This is a genomic window from Saccharothrix tamanrassetensis, assembly GCF_014203665.1.
In the GTDB taxonomy this organism is placed as follows: Bacteria; Actinomycetota; Actinomycetes; order Mycobacteriales; family Pseudonocardiaceae; genus Actinosynnema; species Actinosynnema tamanrassetense.
Map to the genome: position 1 here is coordinate 176,941 of NZ_JACHJN010000005.1, position 17,045 is coordinate 193,985.

General features: G+C 71.9%; 13 protein-coding genes. 6 read left to right on the forward strand and 7 right to left on the reverse strand.

Annotated features, from left to right (window positions below; translation table 11 throughout):
* Positions 1 to 2: 2 nt before the first annotated feature.
* Positions 3 to 1,508, reverse strand: coding sequence for a diguanylate cyclase domain-containing protein (locus tag FHS29_RS17285; RefSeq protein ID WP_312864962.1), 1,506 nt, complete (start codon positions 1,506 to 1,508; stop codon positions 3 to 5).
* Positions 1,509 to 1,567: 59 nt separating this feature from the next.
* Between FHS29_RS17285 and FHS29_RS38140 the strand changes: the two genes are divergently transcribed.
* The 4 genes from FHS29_RS38140 (at position 1,568) to FHS29_RS17305 (ending at position 4,961) form a co-directional block, all read left to right on the forward strand.
* Positions 1,568 to 2,086, forward strand: coding sequence for a MarR family winged helix-turn-helix transcriptional regulator (locus FHS29_RS38140; RefSeq protein WP_184691696.1), 519 nt, complete (start codon positions 1,568 to 1,570; stop codon positions 2,084 to 2,086).
* Between the two features lie 568 nt (positions 2,087 to 2,654).
* A complete protein-coding gene (locus FHS29_RS17295; RefSeq protein ID WP_184691697.1) occupies positions 2,655 to 3,272 on the forward strand; it encodes a DUF4360 domain-containing protein in 618 nt (205 codons plus the stop codon).
* Between the two features lie 79 nt (positions 3,273 to 3,351).
* Positions 3,352 to 3,987, forward strand: a complete 636-nt coding sequence (locus FHS29_RS17300) for a DUF4360 domain-containing protein (RefSeq protein WP_184691698.1) — start codon at positions 3,352 to 3,354, stop codon at positions 3,985 to 3,987.
* Between the two features lie 152 nt (positions 3,988 to 4,139).
* Entirely contained in the window at positions 4,140 to 4,961 is an 822-nt protein-coding gene (locus FHS29_RS17305; protein WP_184691699.1) for a hypothetical protein, read from the forward strand.
* A gap of 112 nt (positions 4,962 to 5,073) precedes the next feature.
* Here the strand turns inward: FHS29_RS17305 and FHS29_RS17310 are convergent, their stop codons facing one another.
* From FHS29_RS17310 to FHS29_RS17335, 6 genes are all read right to left on the reverse strand, one after another.
* Positions 5,074 to 6,525 (reverse strand): glutamate synthase subunit beta, encoded by a 1,452-nt coding sequence (locus FHS29_RS17310; protein WP_184691700.1) that lies wholly within the window; start codon positions 6,523 to 6,525, stop codon positions 5,074 to 5,076.
* Positions 6,518 to 10,999 carry a glutamate synthase large subunit gene (gltB, locus tag FHS29_RS17315; RefSeq protein WP_184691701.1) on the reverse strand — a complete coding sequence of 1,494 codons (4,482 nt, stop codon included), beginning with the start codon at positions 10,997 to 10,999 and terminating at the stop codon, positions 6,518 to 6,520. Before gltB ends, FHS29_RS17310 begins: the two co-directional genes overlap by 8 nt.
* Positions 11,000 to 11,397: 398 nt before the next feature.
* On the reverse strand, positions 11,398 to 11,610 hold the full coding sequence (locus FHS29_RS17320; protein ID WP_184691702.1) for a hypothetical protein: 213 nt from the start codon (positions 11,608 to 11,610) through the stop codon (positions 11,398 to 11,400).
* A 217-nt stretch (positions 11,611 to 11,827) separates the two neighbouring features.
* Positions 11,828 to 12,532 carry a VIT1/CCC1 transporter family protein gene (locus tag FHS29_RS17325; RefSeq protein ID WP_184691703.1) on the reverse strand — a complete coding sequence of 235 codons (705 nt, stop codon included), beginning with the start codon at positions 12,530 to 12,532 and terminating at the stop codon, positions 11,828 to 11,830.
* A 194-nt stretch (positions 12,533 to 12,726) separates the two neighbouring features.
* A complete protein-coding gene (locus FHS29_RS17330) occupies positions 12,727 to 13,269 on the reverse strand; it encodes a hypothetical protein (protein ID WP_184691704.1) in 543 nt (180 codons plus the stop codon).
* Positions 13,270 to 13,512: 243 nt separating this feature from the next.
* The gene (locus tag FHS29_RS17335) at positions 13,513 to 14,820 is read right to left on the reverse strand and encodes a cation:proton antiporter (protein ID WP_184691705.1); all 1,308 of its coding nucleotides are present in this window, start codon (positions 14,818 to 14,820) and stop codon (positions 13,513 to 13,515) included.
* A gap of 202 nt (positions 14,821 to 15,022) precedes the next feature.
* On the opposite strand from FHS29_RS17335, the gene FHS29_RS17340 reads away from it, so the two are divergent.
* Positions 15,023 to 15,703, forward strand: coding sequence for a response regulator transcription factor (locus FHS29_RS17340; RefSeq protein WP_184691706.1), 681 nt, complete (start codon positions 15,023 to 15,025; stop codon positions 15,701 to 15,703).
* Positions 15,700 to 16,986 carry a HAMP domain-containing sensor histidine kinase gene (locus FHS29_RS17345; protein WP_184691707.1) on the forward strand — a complete coding sequence of 429 codons (1,287 nt, stop codon included), beginning with the start codon at positions 15,700 to 15,702 and terminating at the stop codon, positions 16,984 to 16,986. The genes FHS29_RS17340 and FHS29_RS17345 overlap by 4 nt, the downstream gene beginning before the upstream one ends.
* Positions 16,987 to 17,045: the final 59 nt, after the last annotated feature.

A 17,045-nucleotide genomic window follows, 5' to 3' on the forward strand; every position in this document is an offset into this window, starting at 1 on the left:
GGTCAGGGGTGGATGACCAGCCCCCGGCCACCGCCGCGCTTGGCCTGGTACATGGCTTTGTCGGCGCGTCGCAGCACGGACTGCGCGGTCTCCTCCGGGTCCGGGTCGGCGCACACCACGACGCCCACGCTGGCGCTGATCTCCTCGCCGAGCGAGTCCAGGATCCGGAACGCGACCTTCTCCGGCTCGTCCACGCCCTCCACCAGGACGCCGAACTCGTCGCCGCCGAGCCGGGCCACCACGTCGGTGTCGCGGACGCACTCCCGCAGCCGGCGGGCGACCCGCTCCAGGACCGCGTCGCCGTGCGCGTGCCCGGAGACGTCGTTGACCGCCTTGAAGTCGTCCAGGTCCACGAACAGCAGGCCGAACGGCCTGCCCCCGTGGTGGGAGGCCATCGCCTCGTCCAGGCGCCGTTCGAACAGGGCCCGGTTCGCCAGGCCGGTCAGCGCGTCGTGCTGCGCCTGGTGCACCAGCCAGTGTTCGGACTCCCGCAGCATCGCGGCCAGCTTCGCGTTGTCCACAATGGTCGCGAGCTGGCGCAGGATGACGGCGACGAACACGGTGAAGCCGCAGCCGATCTCCACCGCGTCCAGCGGTGCCAGGTCGCCGATCGCGGTCCGGCGCAGCACTAGGACGGTGCTCACCAGCAGCGGCACGTACGGCATCAGCAGGTACGCCCACTGCCGGGAGCGGGCCGCGCGGGCGCCCGCGGTGTGCGGCGTGGACGGGACGAGCGCGGCCAGGGCGATCAGCACCGGGCCGATCACGAAGCCCGCGTTGGCCAGTGGCGGCACCTCGGGGGCCTGGACGCTCACCAGGTAGGCGAACGCGCTGTCGGACGCGGCCAGCCCCACCAGGCCCAGGCCGAGCAGCCGCAACTGGGGCCGCAGCACGACCTTCCGGTCCGCGCCGAGCACCACCACGATCACCAGCAGCACCAGGTCGGTCAGCGGGTAGGCGATGGCGACCAGGAACGCGGCCGTGCTCGGGTTGCCCGCCTGCACCAGGCTGCCCAGCGACGTCGTCCAGGTGAGCAGGAACAGCGAGCCGACCACGATCAGGCCGTCCAGCAGCAGCACCAGGCGCGCGCTGCGGGAACGGCGGTCCAGCAGGGCGTCCGGGGTGTCCGACCGGCGGTGGCTGCCGATCACCAGCAGGGCCACGAACGCGAACGGCACGATGCTCAGGTACCCGGCGTCGGCGGGCGACGGCGAGGGCACCGCGCGTTGTTCGACCAGCTGGTACCAGGTCCACAGGCTCTGCCCGACCGACCAGCCGAACATGCCCAGGCCCATCACGATCCGCCACACCCGGTCCGGACCCTGCCGTCGGCGCGCCGTCCACCAGCAGGAACCCGTCGCGAACAGACCGGTGGCGAGCTGCGCGAGGTCGTCCAACGCCACCGCGGCGGCACCGGTGACCAGGTCGAAGCCGGCGGCGACCGAGGCGGCGGTGGCGATCGCGAGCGCCAGCGCCGCCGTGATCCCGAACCGCCTCGTCCCGAGCACGCCGGTAAGTGTGCCCCATTCGCGTTCCACGGACCGGCCGGCCCTGGGAGGATGCGCAGGTGGCAGAGCAGGAGGTTCCCGTCGCGGACGACGTGGTGACGGAGCAGGGTTACGAGCGGTTCGCGAGGCACCGCATCGCGGAGTCCGGCGGTGACGCGGAGGCGTTCGGCCTCTCGTACAACGTGCTGCACCTGGCGTACATGATGATCACCGACTACGAGGCGCTGGTGCACCGCGAGCAGGGGTGGACCATGCCGGGGTTCCGGCTGATGTTCAAGCTGTGGATCCTGGGGCCGACCCAGCCGGCGCGGCTGGCCGACCTGTCGGGCACCACCCGGTCGGCGATGTCGAACCTGATCAACACGCTGGAGCGGGCCGGGCTGGTCGAGCGGACCCGCGACGACCAGGACCGGCGGGTGGTGTTCGTGGCGCTGACCGACGAGGGGCGGCAGTCGGTGTCCCGGGTGTTCCCGCGCCAGAACGCGCGCGAGGCGCGGTGGTTCGAGGTGCTGGACCCGGCGGAGTGCACCCAGATGGTGGAGTTGATCCGCCGCGTGGTCGCGGCGCGTCCCGACTGAGCGTCCGTTCGGGGGAGAGCGGGTCCGTCGGCCACGTTCCGCAGCGTGATCGGCGGTCACCGCAGATCTTCGACGGGGGGACACGGGGAGGCGTGTGCTCCCGTGCCGCGGTGCGCCCGGGACGTGGATGCTTCGGGGTGCCGGGTGCGGCGCGGAGCGCGCGGATGGTGTAATCGAGCCGGCGGTGGCGGTGGCCACCCGGGAATGAGCGCCGCGAACCCGGGGTGACGGGTGTTCCGCGTGGGCTACGACGGTCGCGACCGTTCGCACCCGATCTGCTCCGGCGCTCGGTCGTCAGTCGCCCGAACGATTCCGGTGCTTTTTCGTGCGTGCCACGATCCAGTGCGCGCGGACCGGTTCCAACCGGTTGGACAGTATTACCGGAAACTGTGGTTGAAAACCGGAGCACTTTTCCGAGATGTGGTCATCCGACCTTGTCGGAAAATTCCGCCAGACCGGGTGGAACGTTTGAAAAATCCTCGCCACCCAGTTGGCGGAACGGGCCCGAAGTATTCTGCGCTACATTTCCACCGCGCCGCCGCGTCACCACGCAGCAGAAAGGCCTCCCATGCTGACCACTTTGGCAGCGGCCGCCCTCGCCATGTCGTCGTTAGTGCCCACCGGGGGCGTGGCGGAGCTGAGCCCACCGGACTACGTGCGGGTGGACGTGCTCACCGTCAACGGCTCCGGTTGCCCGGCGGGCACGGCCGCCGTCGCCCCCTCGGAGGACCGCACCACGTTCACCGTGACCTACAGCCAGTTCCTCGCCCAGGCGGGCGCGGGATCCGAACCGACCGACTTCCGGAAGAACTGCCAGCTGACCCTCCAGCTCAGCTACCCGCAGGGCTTCACGTTCGGCATCACGCAGGCCGACTACCGGGGGTTCGCGCACCTCCAGGCCGGTGCCACCGGACTGGAGCAGGGCAATTACTACTTCTCCGGCATGTCGCCCACCGCGCGCAAGCCGCACACCTACCACGGCCCGCTCAGCGACAACTGGCAGGCCACCGACAGCACGCAGTGGGACGCCATCGTGTACGCCCCGTGCGGGGAGCGCCGGCTGTTCAACGTGAACACCGAACTGCGCGTCACGGCGGGTAGCTCGCGGGGCAACAGCTTCATGGTGATGGATTCCACCGACAGCAACGTGAGCACCCGCTACCACTTCTCCTGGAAGCGTTGCTGACAATTTTCTGACAGCCGCCGCCGCAGGCTCCGGATTAATTCTGCCGCCGCCGCGCCGAAACTAGTCGGAAGGTGCTTCCATGCTGAACTTCGCGGCCGCGGCCGCATTGGCGACGTCGGTGATCATCTTTCCTCCGGGCGGGGCACCGGGCACAGTGCCACCGCCCGACCACATCACCATCGACGTGGTGACGGTCAACGGTTCGGGCTGCCCGGCGGGCACCGCCGCCGTGGCGGTCTCGCCGGACAACAAGGCGTTCACCGTCACGTACAGCGATTTCCTGGCACAGGTCGGGGTCGGTGCTTCGCCCACCGACTTCCGGAAGAACTGCCAGCTGAACCTGAGAGTCAACGTGCCGCAGGGCTTCACCTACGGCATCGCGCAGGCCGACTACCGCGGGTTCGCCCACCTGGAACGCGGTGCCTCCGGGGTCGAGCGGGCCAACTACTACTTCCAGGGGATGTCGCCGACGGCCTACAAGACCCACACCTTCAACGGTGCGCTCAGCGACGACTGGCAGGCGACCGACACCACCGAGATCGCCGCCATCGTCTACCACCCGTGCGGTGAGCGCCGGAACTTCAACATCAACACCGAGCTCCGGGTGAACGTCGGAACGTCCAACCCGAACACCACGACGAGCTTCATGTCGATGGACTCCACGGACGGCAGCTTCGACACGCTCTACCACTTCGCCTGGAAGGTCTGCCGCTAGTCGCGTCGGGCCGGGCAGGCGCGCGGCTGCCCGGCCCGCCTCCCACGTCCGAGTGATTTCCGGGTGTCCGGTCCGGCCGATTCGATCATCGGACCGCACGCTGGTGGGGGCGCCGTTCACGGGCGCGGTGCCGGACGAGGGGTGGAGCACGGATGGGTACTTCCCCGGACCGGGTCGGCCGGGGGCGTCGCGCGGCGCACCGGGAGCCGCGCCGCGCGCCCGTGCGGCGCACCGGCCCGCCTCCCCGGCGGGGCAGGCGGCTCCTGACGCCGCTGCGGGTCCTGCTGTGCGTGCTGACCGCGCTGGTCGTGACGGCGGTGGTGAAGCTGGTGCAGCCGACCACGACCCCGCCGGCGACGGCGGGCCTGGCGCTCGCGCTGGGCGCGCTGCCGCTGGTCGTGGACCTGCTGCGGGAACTGCCGGAGGTGCGGGCGCGCGGCACCGGGCCGGGTCCGCTGGTGGGTGCGGCGCTCGTGCTGCTCGTGCTCGGTGGCGGGGTGGCGTACGGGATCGCGGCCCTCGTCGACCGGATCACCGCGCACGAGTCCGTGCTCGCCGAACGGCTGGCCACCCTGGCGTCGGGCGAGGTGGGTCCGCTGACCGCGACCGTGGAGCAGGTGGCCGTGACGGAGAACTTCACCAAGGTCACCGTCGCCGCGGTGAACCGGAGTTCGCTGGCGGCGAAGGTCAGCGTGGTGGACTCGTGCCGGCTGATCCGCGCGGACGGCACGGAACTGCGGCTCAACGGCTTGTTCGAGGTCGTGCGGGAGCGGTTCTTCCTGGACGTGCCCGGCGGTGGTGCGGTGGTGCGGGCGACGTTGTCGTTCCCCGGGACGCTGCCCGACGGGGAGACGACCGCGACGCTCGGGTGCGGGTCGGTGTCGTGGAACGGCGACGACCCGGCGTGGCGCGGCCGCGACTTCGTCGGTCGTTCGCTGCGGGTGCCGGACCTGCGGCTGACCGCCGTGCGCTGAGCGTGCGTGGAGAAGCCCCCGGCGGGTGGACGACGCTGTCCGCCCACCGAGGGCCGGTCCGGGGTACCCCGCGGCGGGCGGACAGCCCTGGCCGTCCGCCGCGGGGTCGTCTCTACGCGATCGGCCGGTCCGTCGGCTCGATCGGCCGGGGCAGCACGTCGCGGCCCGTCAGGTAGGCGTCCACGCCGGCCGCCGCCGACCGGCCCTCCGCGATCGCCCACACGATCAGCGACTGGCCGCGGCCCATGTCGCCGGCCACGAACACGCCGTCCACGGAGGTCGCGAAGGACTGGTCGCGGGCCACGTTGCCGCGCGCGTCCAGCTCGACGCCCAGCTCCTGCACCAGCCCGGCCTTCTCCGGCCCGACGAAGCCCATGGCCAGCGTCACCAGCTGCGCCGGGATCTCCCGCTCGGTGCCCGGCACCGGCTCGAACCGGCCGCCCGAAGCCGCCACCTCCACCAGCTTCAGCGCCCGCACCGCGCCGTCGGAGTCGCCGAGGAACTCCACCGTGGACACCGCGTAGAGCCGTTCGCCGCCCTCCTCGTGCGCCGAGGTGACCCGGTACAGCATCGGGTACGTCGGCCACGGGTGGACCTCGGCGCGCCGCTCCGGCGGCCGGGGCATGATCTCCAGCTGGGTCACCGACAGCGCGCCCTGGCGGTGCGCGGTGCCGACGCAGTCGGCGCCGGTGTCACCGCCGCCGATCACCACGACGTGCTTGCCCTCGGCGCTGATCGGGGGCGCGTCCAGTTCGCCGCGCGCCACCCGGTTCGCCCACGGCAGGTACTCCATCGCCTGGTGCACGCCGGACAGCTCGCGGCCGGGCACGGGCAGGTCCCGCCACGCCGTCGCGCCGCCCGCCAGCACGACCGCGTCGTAGGACGCCCGCAGTTCCGCCACCGTGACGTCCACGCCGACGTCCACGCCGGTCCGGAACTCGGTGCCCTCGGCCCGCATCTGGTCCAGCCGGCGGTCCAGCCGCCACTTCTCCATCTTGAACTCGGGGATGCCGTAGCGGAGCAGCCCGCCGATCGCGTCCGCCCGCTCCAGCACCACCACGTCGTGCCCGGCCCGGGTCAGCTGCTGCGCGGCGGCCAGTCCCGCGGGCCCCGAACCCACCACGGCGACGCGCTTGCCGGTGCGGGTGCGGGGCTCCTGGGGCGTGACCCAGCCCTCGTCCCAGGCGCGGTCGATGATCGAGATCTCGACCCGCTTGATGGTGACCGGATCGCCGTTGATCCCCACCACGCAAGCCGCCTCGCACGGTGCTGGGCACAGCGTCCCGGTGAACTCCGGGAAGTTGTTCGTGGCGTGCAGGCGTTCCGACGCGTCGCGCCAGTCCTGCTTCCACACCAGGTTGTTCCACTCCGGGATCAGGTTGCCCAGCGGGCAGCCCTGGTGGCAGAACGGGATGCCGCAGTCCATGCAGCGCCCGGCCTGCTTCTCCAGCCGGGGCCGCTCGAACTCCTCGTACACCTCGCGCCAGTCGCGCAGGCGCAGGAACACCGGACGGCTGCGGGGGGTCTCCCGCCCGGTGGTCAGAAAGCCCCTCGGGTCAGCCATGAGCGGCCTCCATGATCGCCTCGTCGACGTCGCGGCCTTCCAGTTCGGCCCGCGCCTGTGCCGCCAACACCCGCTTGTAGTCCTTGGGCATGACCTTGGTGAACCGGTCGACCGCCAGGTCCCAGTCCGCCAGCAGGCCGTGCGCCACTGCGGAGTCCGTTTCGGTGTAGTGCTTCTCCACCGCCGCGCGGAGGAACTCGCGGTCCGCCTCGTCCAGCGGGTCCAGGTCCACCATCTCCGGGTTGACCCGCTGCGCCGCCGCGTCCAGCAGGTAGGCGACGCCGCCGGACATGCCCGCCGCGAAGTTGCGCCCGGTCGGCCCGAGCACGACCACGCGGCCACCGGTCATGTACTCGCAGCCGTGGTCGCCCACGCCCTCCACCACGGCCAGCGCGCCCGAGTTGCGCACGCAGAACCGCTCGCCGACCTTGCCGCGCAGGAAGATCTCGCCGCCGGTCGCGCCGTAGCCGATCACGTTGCCCGCGATGACGTGCTGCTCGGCCGCGAACTGCGCGTCGGGCACCGGCCGGACGGTGATCCGCCCGCCGGACAGGCCCTTGGCCACGTAGTCGTTGCCGTCGCCGATGAGCCGCAACGTGATGCCGCGCGGCAGGAACGCGCCGAACGACTGCCCGGCGGTGCCGGTGAAGGTGATGTCGATGGTGTCGTCCGGCAGTCCCGCACCGCCCCAGCGCTTGGTCACCTCGGAGCCGAGCATGGTGCCGACGGTCCGGTTCACGTTGCGCACCGGCAGTTCCAGCCGCACCCGATCACCGGACGCGATCGCGCCTTCGGCGAGCTGGATCAGCGTGTTGTCCAACGCCTTCGCCAGCCCGTGGTCCTGGGTCGCGGTGCGGTGCCGCGACGCGCCCTCGGGCAGCTCCGGCACGTGGAAGATCGGCGACAGGTCGAGCCCGGCCGCCTTCCAGTGGTCCACGGCCGCCCGGGTGTCCAGCAGCTCCGCGTGGCCCACGGCCTCGGCCAGCGTCCGGAAACCCAGCCGGGCCAGCAGTTCCCGGACTTCCTGCGCCACGAACTCGAAGAAGTTCACCACGTGCTCGGCCTTGCCCGCGAACTTCGCGCGCAGCACCGGGTTCTGCGTGGCCACGCCCACCGGACAGGTGTCCAGGTGGCAGACCCGCATCATGACGCAGCCCGACACCACCAGGGGAGCGGTGGCGAAGCCGAACTCCTCCGCACCCAGCAGGGCCGCGATCACCACGTCCCGGCCGGTCTTGAGCTGACCGTCGGTCTGCACCACGATCCGGTCGCGCAACCGGTTGGCCAGCAGCGTCTGCTGCGTCTCGGCCAGGCCGAGCTCCCACGGCCCGCCCGCGTGCTTGATGGACGACAGCGGGGACGCGCCGGTGCCGCCGTCGTGGCCGGAGATCAGCACGACGTCCGCGTGCGCCTTGGACACGCCCGCCGCGACCGTGCCGACGCCGACCTCGGAGACGAGCTTCACGTGGATGCGCGCCGCCGGGTTGGCGTTCTTCAGGTCGTGGATGAGCTGCGCCAGGTCCTCGATGGAGTAGATGTCGTGGTGCGGCGGCGGGGAGATCAGGCCCACGCCGGGCGTGGAGTGCCGGGTCTTGGCGATCCACGGGTACACCTTCGCGCCGGGCAGCTGCCCGCCCTCGCCGGGCTTCGCGCCCTGCGCCATCTTGATCTGGATGTCGTCGGCGTTGACCAGGTACTCGCTGGTGACCCCGAACCGGCCGGACGCCACCTGCTTGATCGCGGAGCGGCGCAGGTCGCCGTCGGCGTCCCGGACGAACCGCTCGGCGTCCTCGCCGCCCTCGCCGGTGTTGGACTTCGCGCCCAGCCGGTTCATCGCGATGGCGAGGACCTCGTGCATCTCCTTGGAGATCGAGCCGTAGGAGATCGCCCCGGTGGCGAACCGCTTCACGATCTCCGAGACCGGCTCCACCTCCTCGATGGGGATGGGCGTGGTGTCCTTGAACGCGAACAGCCCGCGCAGCGTCATCAGCCGCCGCGACTGGTCGTCCACCGCCTTGGTGTACTCCTTGAAGACGTCGTAGCGCCCGGCCCGGGTGGAGTGCTGGAGCTTGAACACCGTCTGCGGGTTGAACAGGTGAGCCTCGCCCTCGCGGCGCCACTGGTAGTCGCCGCCGGTCTCCAGCTCGCGGTGGTGCGCCCGCACGCCGTCGGGCGGGAACGCGACCCGGTGCCGCCGCGCGACCTCCTCGGCGATGACGTCGAACCCGACGCCGCCGAGCCGGGAGGTCGTCCCGGTGAAGCAGGAGTCGACGACCTCCGTGCCGAGGCCGATGGCCTCGAAGATCTGCGCGCCGGTGTAGGAGGCGACGGTCGAGACGCCCATCTTGGACATCGTCTTGCGCACGCCCTTGCCGAGCGCCTTGATGAGGTTCCGGGTCGCGGTCCTGGCGTCCACTTCGGACAGCTCCTCGACCGACGCCATGGCCAGGTACGGGTTGACCGCCTTGGCCCCGTAGCCGATGAGCAACGCGACGTGGTGCACCTCGCGGGCGTCGCCCGCCTCCACGATGAGGTCGACCTGGGTCCGGGTCTTCTCCCGCACCAGGTGGTGGTGCACCGCGCCGGTCAGCAGCAGCGACGGGATGGGCGCGTGCCCGGCGTCCACGCCCCGGTCGGACAGCACGATCAGCCGTGCGCCGTCCCGGATGGCCGCCGACACCTCGACCTTGATCTCGGCCAGCCGGCCGACCAGCGCCGCGCCGCCGCCGTGCACGTCGTAGGTGCCGCGCACGCTGTGGGTGCGGAACTCGGGCAGGGTGCCGTCGTCGTCGACGTGCACCAGCTTGGCCAGCTCGTCGTTGTCCAGCACGGGGAACGGCAGCGAGATGCGCCGGCACGAGTCCCCGTCCACGTCCAGCAGGTTGGGCTCGGCGCCGAGCGTGGCGTGCAGGCTGGTCACCAGCTCCTCGCGGATCGCGTCCAGCGGCGGGTTGGTCACCTGGGCGAACAGCTGGGAGAAGTAGTCGAACAGCTGCCGGGGCCGGTCGGACAGCGGCGCGAACGGGGCGTCGTTGCCCATCGAGCCGATCGGCTCCGCGCCGGTCCGGGCCATCGGGTGCAGCAGGAGCGCCAGCTCCTCCTCCGTGTAGCCGAACACCTGCTGGCGGCGCACCAGGGACGCGTGCGTCGGCACCTCGCGCTCCCGCGCGGGCAGGTCGGCCAGGTGCAGGATGCCGTCGGCCACCCACTCCTGGTACGGGTGCTCGGCGGCCAGCTCGCCCTTGATCTCCTCGTCGTCGATGATCCGGCCCTGCGCGGTGTCCACCAGGAACATCCGGCCCGGCTCCAGCCGCCCCTTGCGCACGATGGTCGCCGGGTCCAGCTCCAGCACGCCCGCCTCGGAGCCCAGCACCACCAGGCCGTCCTCGGTGACCCAGTAGCGGGCCGGGCGCAGGCCGTTGCGGTCCAGCACCGCGCCGATCAGCGTGCCGTCGGTGAACGCCACCAGCGCCGGGCCGTCCCACGGCTCCATCAGCGTGGAGTGGAACTCGTAGAACGCGCGCCGCTGCGGGTCCATCTCGGCGTGGTTCTCCCACGCCTCCGGGATCATCATCAGCACGGCGTGCGGCAGCGACCGGCCGCCCAGGTGCAGCAGCTCCAGCACCTCGTCGAAGGTGGCCGAGTCGCTCGCGCCGCGCGTGATGACCGGGAAGATCCGCTCCAGGTCGCCCGGGATCAGGTCGGTGGCCAGCACCGACTCGCGGGCGTCCATCCAGTTCCGGTTGCCGCGCAGGGTGTTGATCTCGCCGTTGTGCGCGACGTACCGGTACGGGTGGGCCAGCGGCCACGACGGGAACGTGTTGGTGGAGAACCGGGAGTGCACCAGGCCGACGGAGCTGGTCACCCGCTCGTCGGTGAGGTCCGGGAAGAACTTCTCCACCTGCGGCTCGGTGAGCATGCCCTTGTAGACGATGGTCCGGCCGGACAGGCTGGGGAAGTACACGTCGGTGGCGTGCTCGACCCGCTTGCGCACCACGAACGCCAGGCGTTCCAGCTCCAGGCCCTCCTCCCCGCCGAGGAAGAGCTGGCTGAACGCGGGCATGGTGGTCCGCGCGGTGGGCCCGACGTGCTCGGCGTCCACCGGCAGGTCGCGCCAGCCCAGGACGGTCGCGCCCTCCTCGCCGGCGATGCGCTCGATCTCGGCCCTGACCTCGGCGTTGTCGTGCGGGAGGAACGCGGTGCCGACCGCGTAGCAGCCCGGTTCGGGCAGCGGGAAGTCGACGACCTCGCGGAAGAACGCGTCGGGCACCTGGATCAGGATGCCCGCGCCGTCGCCGGTCTCCGGCTCGGCGCCGCGGGCACCCCGGTGCTCCAGGTTGCGCAACGCGACCAGCGCTTTCGCCACGATCGCGTGGTTTCGCCGACCGGCCAGGTCGGCGACGAACGCGACACCGCAGGCGTCGTGCTCGAACTGGGGGTCGTAAAGGCCTTGCGGCTTGTGGTGGTGGGTCACGACGGGCCCTCCCGTGGCATCGCCCGAAGAAGCTTCTTCTGGGCAAACGGAGACGGCCGGACGTCCGCGCGCATCTTCGACGCGCGGCAGCACGGCCTGCGTAGCTGGCTGTGGATCCACGCCGGGAGGTCGTCGACGTGGGACCGCACTCCGTTGTGCGGGAAACTGCACTTCCTTGTGCGCGCGGTCCGCGCGGCCGGATGGGGCCGCTCGGTCACGCGGGGCGGTGCACCGGGATTGCCGGGGTCTTGTGACGATAGTGTGAATTCGCGGTTATGGCTCTAGTCCGACAGGGCGTCGTGGGGAATCCCACGCCTGGTTGACATCCTTCGGACCAGCGGGTTACACCCGGTAGAACCAGTACTCGCTCGCTGGTGGGCGCCGGTGCGGTGGCGAAGTCAGTTCCGGATGAGCCGGGCGAACCGGGCGCAGCCCGCGGCGGCCAGGATGAACAGCCCGGCGACAGCCCCCTGCCACCACTGGGCCTCGCTCAGGGCGAGCACGCTGTTGACCCCCGCGACCAGGACGAACAGTGCGGTGAGCACGGTCCAGAGCCGTCGCTCGGCTCTCCCGGTGCGCGGGACGAAGAAGGTGGTGGGGGACTGGATCACGGCTGGCACCTTCCGCTCCGGGCTCGGCGCGCCCTACGGCACCGAGCCCGTCGCGGTTACCCGCTCGGAGCGGACTTCACACCTCGATCGCACGACTTTTTCGGCGCTCGTACGCGGTCCGCGCGCGGTGCGACGGGAGTGACCGACCGGTCACGGAGGGTGGAAATCCTGACGGAACACCGGAGCCACCGGGTCGGGCACCACGTTCCGGCCGCACCTAGCCGAACGTCACCCCGAACAGCAGGCCCACGTAGTAGGTGACGACCATGGTCAGCGACCCGACCACGACGTTGCGCCGCACCGCCCGCCACGCCGGGCTCGACCCGAGCCGCGAGCTGATCACCCCGGTCAGCACCAGCCCCACCAGCGCCGCCAGCGCGCACGCCCACACCCGCCAGCTGGTGGGCGGCAGCACGATCGCCACCAGCGGGATCACCGCGCCCGCCGCGAACGACAGCAGCGAGGCCCACGCCGCCTGCCAGGGACTGGTCAGGTTGTCCGGGTCGATCTGCAACTCGGCCTCGGCGTGCGCCCGCAGCGCGTCCCGCTCGGTCAGCTCGCGGGCCACCAGGACGGCCAGGTCGGGCGACAGACCCTTGTCCCGGTAGATGTCCGCGAGTTCGCGTTCCTCCTGCTCGGGCATCTCCCGCAGCTCGCGCTCCTCCAGCTTCAGCGCGGCCCGCTCGGTGTCCCGCTGCGTGCTCACCGACACGTACTCGCCGCCCGCCATGGACAGCGCGCCGGCCACCAGTCCCGCGACCCCGGCGGCCAGGATGGCGGTGCGGTCGGTGGTCGCCCCGGCCACGCCGACCACCAGGCCGGCGGTGGAGACGATGCCGTCGTTGGCCCCGAGCACGCCGGCGCGCAGCCAGTTGAGGCGTTCGGAGAGGTCTTCGTGGTGCGCTTCGCCGGCGTGAGTCATGGCGATGATGGAACCATCGAATTCCGGGTGACGCGTACCTACGCCAGGCCGGAATTCCGGGGAGCGCGGAGCGACCCGAGCCGGCCCGGCGAGCGGAACGTCCGCCGAGCCGGAGCCGCCGAATCCGGAGCCCGCCGCGCCGGGAGCCCGCCGAGTCGGAGCCGCTGAGGGGAAGCGCGCCGAGTCGGAGCGGCTCAGCTGGATTCGAGGATCCGCCACTGCGGTCCGCCGATCCAGCTCGCTTCGAGCCGGGAGCGGTGGCCGGCGCCGACGAAGTCGACCACGACGGCGTGGGCGGGCTGTTCGATGCTGGCCGCGAAGCCCTGGCGCGGAGTGGCCGAGATCGGTTCCATGTCGCTCTCGGAGAACCGGATCGCGGCGACGCCGCCGTGGAGCCGGAAGCTGCGCAGGTAGACCCGCTCGCCGTTCTGCTCGATCCAGGTGCCCTGTTCGGACGGCAGCGGCGGCGTCGTGGTCGTGACCGGTGCCGTGGTGGCGGCCGGTGGCGGTGTCGTCACGACCACCGGCTGCGTGGTGGTCGTGGTGGTGGTCGTGACGACGGTGGTCGTGGTGGTGGTCGTGGGGATCACCGTCGACTGCTGGACAGGTCCGGCGACCATGCGCGGGCGTTCCGGGACGCCCGCGTCCAGCACGAAGCGGATGCCGAGCCAGGACAGCACCACCGCGACGGCGGTCGACGCCGACCACGCCGCGAAGTACTGGAGTCCCCTGGTCACGCCGCCATCCTGCCGGCGGAGCCGCCGCGGTGGACCCCTGACCGCCCACCGCGCCGCTGACCTGCGCGGAATCACCGTCGCCGAGTCGCCGTCCCGAGTCGCCGTCCCGAGTCGCCGACCCGAGTCGCCGACCCGGGTCGCCGACCCGGGTCGCCGAGTCGCTGTCCCGGGTTGCCGTCGCCGGGTCGCCGGCGCGGAACGGTGTCCGAGCCGGCTACCGCCCGGCCACGCCCCTGCCCGCCCTCATCCCGCGAAGGTCCGCTCGCGCTCGCGTTCCTCGTCGGTGACCTCGATCCGGCGCACCGCGTACCGCAGCATCGGCGGAGCCATCAGCGACGTGACGACCGCGACCAGGACGATGATCGTGTAGCCCGCCGTGGTCAGCACGCCCAGCCGCAGACCCACCATCGCGACGATCACCTCGATCACGCCCCGGGCGTTCAGCCCCGCGCCCAGCGCCAGGCCCTCCCAGTGCGTCAGCCTGCTCAGCCGCGCGCCCAGGTAGGCCCCGACGAACTTGCCGCCGATGGCGATCGCCAGCACGGCCAGCGCCGCCAGCAGCACGGCCGGCTCCGCCAGCAGGGTCAGGTCCATCCGCAGCCCGGCCGTGGCGAAGAAGATCGGCGCCAGCACCGCCATCACGAACGTGCGCAGCGGCGCGAGCTTGGTGCGGTTGAGCAGGCCCGACGTGCCGAGCAGGATGCCGCACAGGAACGTGCCGAGGATCGGCTCCAGGCCCAGCGCGTGGGTGCCGGCCGCCGACGCGAGCAGCAGCAGGACGACCACCGCGACCGTGACGCCGGCGTCCTCCGACTTGTTGGCGACGGTGAGACCCGCCTTCACCAGCGGCCGGCCGACCAGCACCGCGACCAGCAGGACGGCGACCAGGCTGCCGACGGTGAGGGCGACGTGCCCGGCGCGCAGGCCGGTGGTCGCCATCGCGGAGACCACCGAGAGCAGGGACCACCCGACGATGTCGTCCACCGCCGCCGCGCTGATGGTCAGCTGGCCGATGTTGCGGTGCAGCAACTTGAGCTCCAGCAGGGTCTTCGCGATCACCGGGATGGCGCTGACGCACATCGCCACCCCCAGGAACAGCGCGAACACCAGGTGTTCGCCGCGCTCGCCACCGAGCAGGTCGGCCGGCAGCACCAGGCCGACGCCCACGCCCAGCGCCAGCGGGATGAACAGCCCGCCCGCACTCACCCAGGCCGCGGTGCGGCCCTTGCGGCGCACCAGTTTCATGTCGATGTGCATCCCGGTGAAGCCGACCAGCAGCAGCACGCCCAGCTGACCCACGGCGTCGAGCAGGTGGATCTGGTTCGGGTCGGCCGGGAACAGCCAGTCGGACAGCGGCGGGATCGCGTGGGCCAGCAGGGACGGACCCAGCAGGACTCCCGCGGCCAGCTCGCCGACCACGGCGGGCAGGTTGAACCGGGCGGCCAGCTTGCCCAGCGCGAACGCCACGCCCAGCAGCACGGTCAGCTGGAGCAGGAAGATCAGCATCTGGTGGGCGGCTATCGGACTCGGTGGCGCGGCGATGATCGTCATGTCCGAGCGGTCCCCTCGATCGCGTGACGGATGAGTCATGAGAGTTACGCGGTGGGCATCTGCACCGAAAGGCAGAAGAGCTGCGGAGAGCCGTAGTGGCGGTGATGCGTCGACCGCCGGTCATCGGTCGGTCGGAGTGGCGACGGCTGCCGGACACCGGGCCGTTCACCCGTTCGTGGCGGCCGGCGTTACGGTTCGCGACATGGTCTCGGTGCTGCTCGTCGAAGACGATCCGGTGGTCCGGTCGGCGGTGACGCGCGCGTTGACCGGCCTGGGTCACGCCGTGCTGCCGGTGGGCACCGCGTTGGAAGCGCTGCGGGAGATCACCGGCGGCCGGTTCGACCTGGTCGTGCTCGACCTCGGGCTGCCCGACATGGACGGCGCGGACGCCCTGCGGATGATGCGGGGGGTGTGCGACGTGCCGGTCATCGTGGCGACCGCGCGGGACGACGAGGCGGAGATCGTCCGGCTGCTCAACGCCGGGGCGGACGACTACCTGGTCAAGCCGTTCTCCAGCGACCACCTGGCCGCGCGGCTGTCGGCGGTGCTGCGGCGGGCGCGCAAGGAAGACGCGGCGGAGCCGATCCGGATCGGCGGGCTGACCGTGGACCTGGACCGGCGGGAGGCCCGGCTTGAAGGCCGTGAGCTGAGCCTGACCCGCAAGGAGTTCGACCTGCTGGCCTACCTCGCGGCCCGGGAGGGCAAGGTCGTGCCGCGCGCGGAGCTGCTGGCGAACCTGTGGAACCTGCCCGGCCGGCAGGACGACCAGACGCTGGACGTCCACCTGTCCTGGTTGCGGCGCAAGATGGGGGAGCGCGCCGCCCGACCCCGCTACCTGCACACCGTGCGCGGTGTCGGCTTCAAGCTCACGGCGGCCGAGTGAGGAAGTCGCTCGCGCTGGTGTCGCTGGCCGTCACGTCGATGGTGGCCCTGGCGTTCCTGATCCCGCTCGCGCTGGTGGTCCGGCAGCTCGCCGAGAACCGGGCGCTGGCCGACGCCGAGCGGCAGGCCGGTGCGCTCACGCCGGTCCTGGTGATCACGGCCGACCCGGCGACGGTGGAGCAGGCGGTGGCGTCCACCGGCGGGCGGGTCGCCGTTCACCTGGCCGAGGGCGGGGTGGTCGGCTCGGAGGTCAAGTCCACCGCCGCCCAGCTCCGGACGGCGCGGGAGGACGGGCGGGCGTTCAGCGAGGCGGTGCCGGACGGGTGGGTGCACATGCAGCCCGTCGTGCTGGACCGGGGGCGCGTCGCGGTGGTCGAGGCGTTCGTGCCCGAGGACGAGCTGTCGCGCGGGGTGACCGCCGCCTGGCTGGCGCTCAGCGGGGTGGCGCTGTCGCTGGTGCTGGCGTCGGTGCTGGTCGCCGACCGGCTCGGCGCGCGGGTGGTGAAGGCGGCCAAGGCGCTGGCCGACGGCGCCCGGCGGATGGAGCAGGGGGAGCTGGCGTCCCGGGTCACGCCCACCGGCCCGCCGGAATTGCTCGACGCGGCCGGCGCGTTCAACCGGATGGCTGACCGGATCGGGCAGCTGATGGCCGCCGAACGGGAAGTGCTGGCCGATCTCTCGCACCGTTTGCGCACCCCGCTCACCGCATTGCGGCTGGATTCCGAAACCCTCGGCGCGGACAACAACGCCAATCGCGTCCGGCAGGCCGTGCACGCGCTGGAGCGCGAGGTCAACGAGTTGATCCGGGCCGCCCGCCGGGAACTGGACGACCCGGCCGGCGGGCGGTGCGACGCCGCGCAGGTCGTGCACGACCGGCTGGTGTTCTGGTCCGCGCTGGCCGACGACCAGCAGCGGCGGTGGAACATGCGCGGCACCGAGCGCAGCGCGTTCGTCCCGCTGACCCGGACCGACCTGGCCGCCGCGATGGACGTGGTGCTGGGCAACATCTTCCGGCACACCCCGGAGGGCGTCGGCTTCGTCGTGGCGCTGTTCCACCAGCCCGACCGGGTGGTGATCGTGATCGAGGACGCCGGACCCGGCATCGCGGACCTGGAGGCGGCGCTGCGCCGTGGAAGCAGCAGCGCCGGCTCCACCGGCCTCGGACTCGACATCGCCCGCCGCGCGGCCGAGTCCACCGGGGGCTCGCTGGTCGTGGACCGCGGGCCGCTCGGCGGCACCAGGGTCCAACTGCGCCTGACCCGGGTACCGGAGCCGCCAGGTTAGCCGGGCTTTTCTTTGCGCCACCTCATGCGACCTTTAAATGTTCCTTAAATAAATCACGT

Coding starts and splice junctions, on each gene's coding strand:
- FHS29_RS17310 (WP_184691700.1), bottom strand. CDS start 6,525: ATGGCTGACCCGAGGGGCTTTCTGACCACCGGGCGGGAGACCCCCCGC.
- FHS29_RS17340 (WP_184691706.1), top strand. CDS start 15,023: ATGGTCTCGGTGCTGCTCGTCGAAGACGATCCGGTGGTCCGGTCGGCG.
- FHS29_RS17305 (WP_184691699.1), top strand. CDS start 4,140: ATGGGTACTTCCCCGGACCGGGTCGGCCGGGGGCGTCGCGCGGCGCAC.
- FHS29_RS17295 (WP_184691697.1), top strand. CDS start 2,655: ATGCTGACCACTTTGGCAGCGGCCGCCCTCGCCATGTCGTCGTTAGTG.
- FHS29_RS17325 (WP_184691703.1), bottom strand. CDS start 12,532: ATGACTCACGCCGGCGAAGCGCACCACGAAGACCTCTCCGAACGCCTC.
- FHS29_RS17300 (WP_184691698.1), top strand. CDS start 3,352: ATGCTGAACTTCGCGGCCGCGGCCGCATTGGCGACGTCGGTGATCATC.
- FHS29_RS17335 (WP_184691705.1), bottom strand. CDS start 14,820: ATGACGATCATCGCCGCGCCACCGAGTCCGATAGCCGCCCACCAGATG.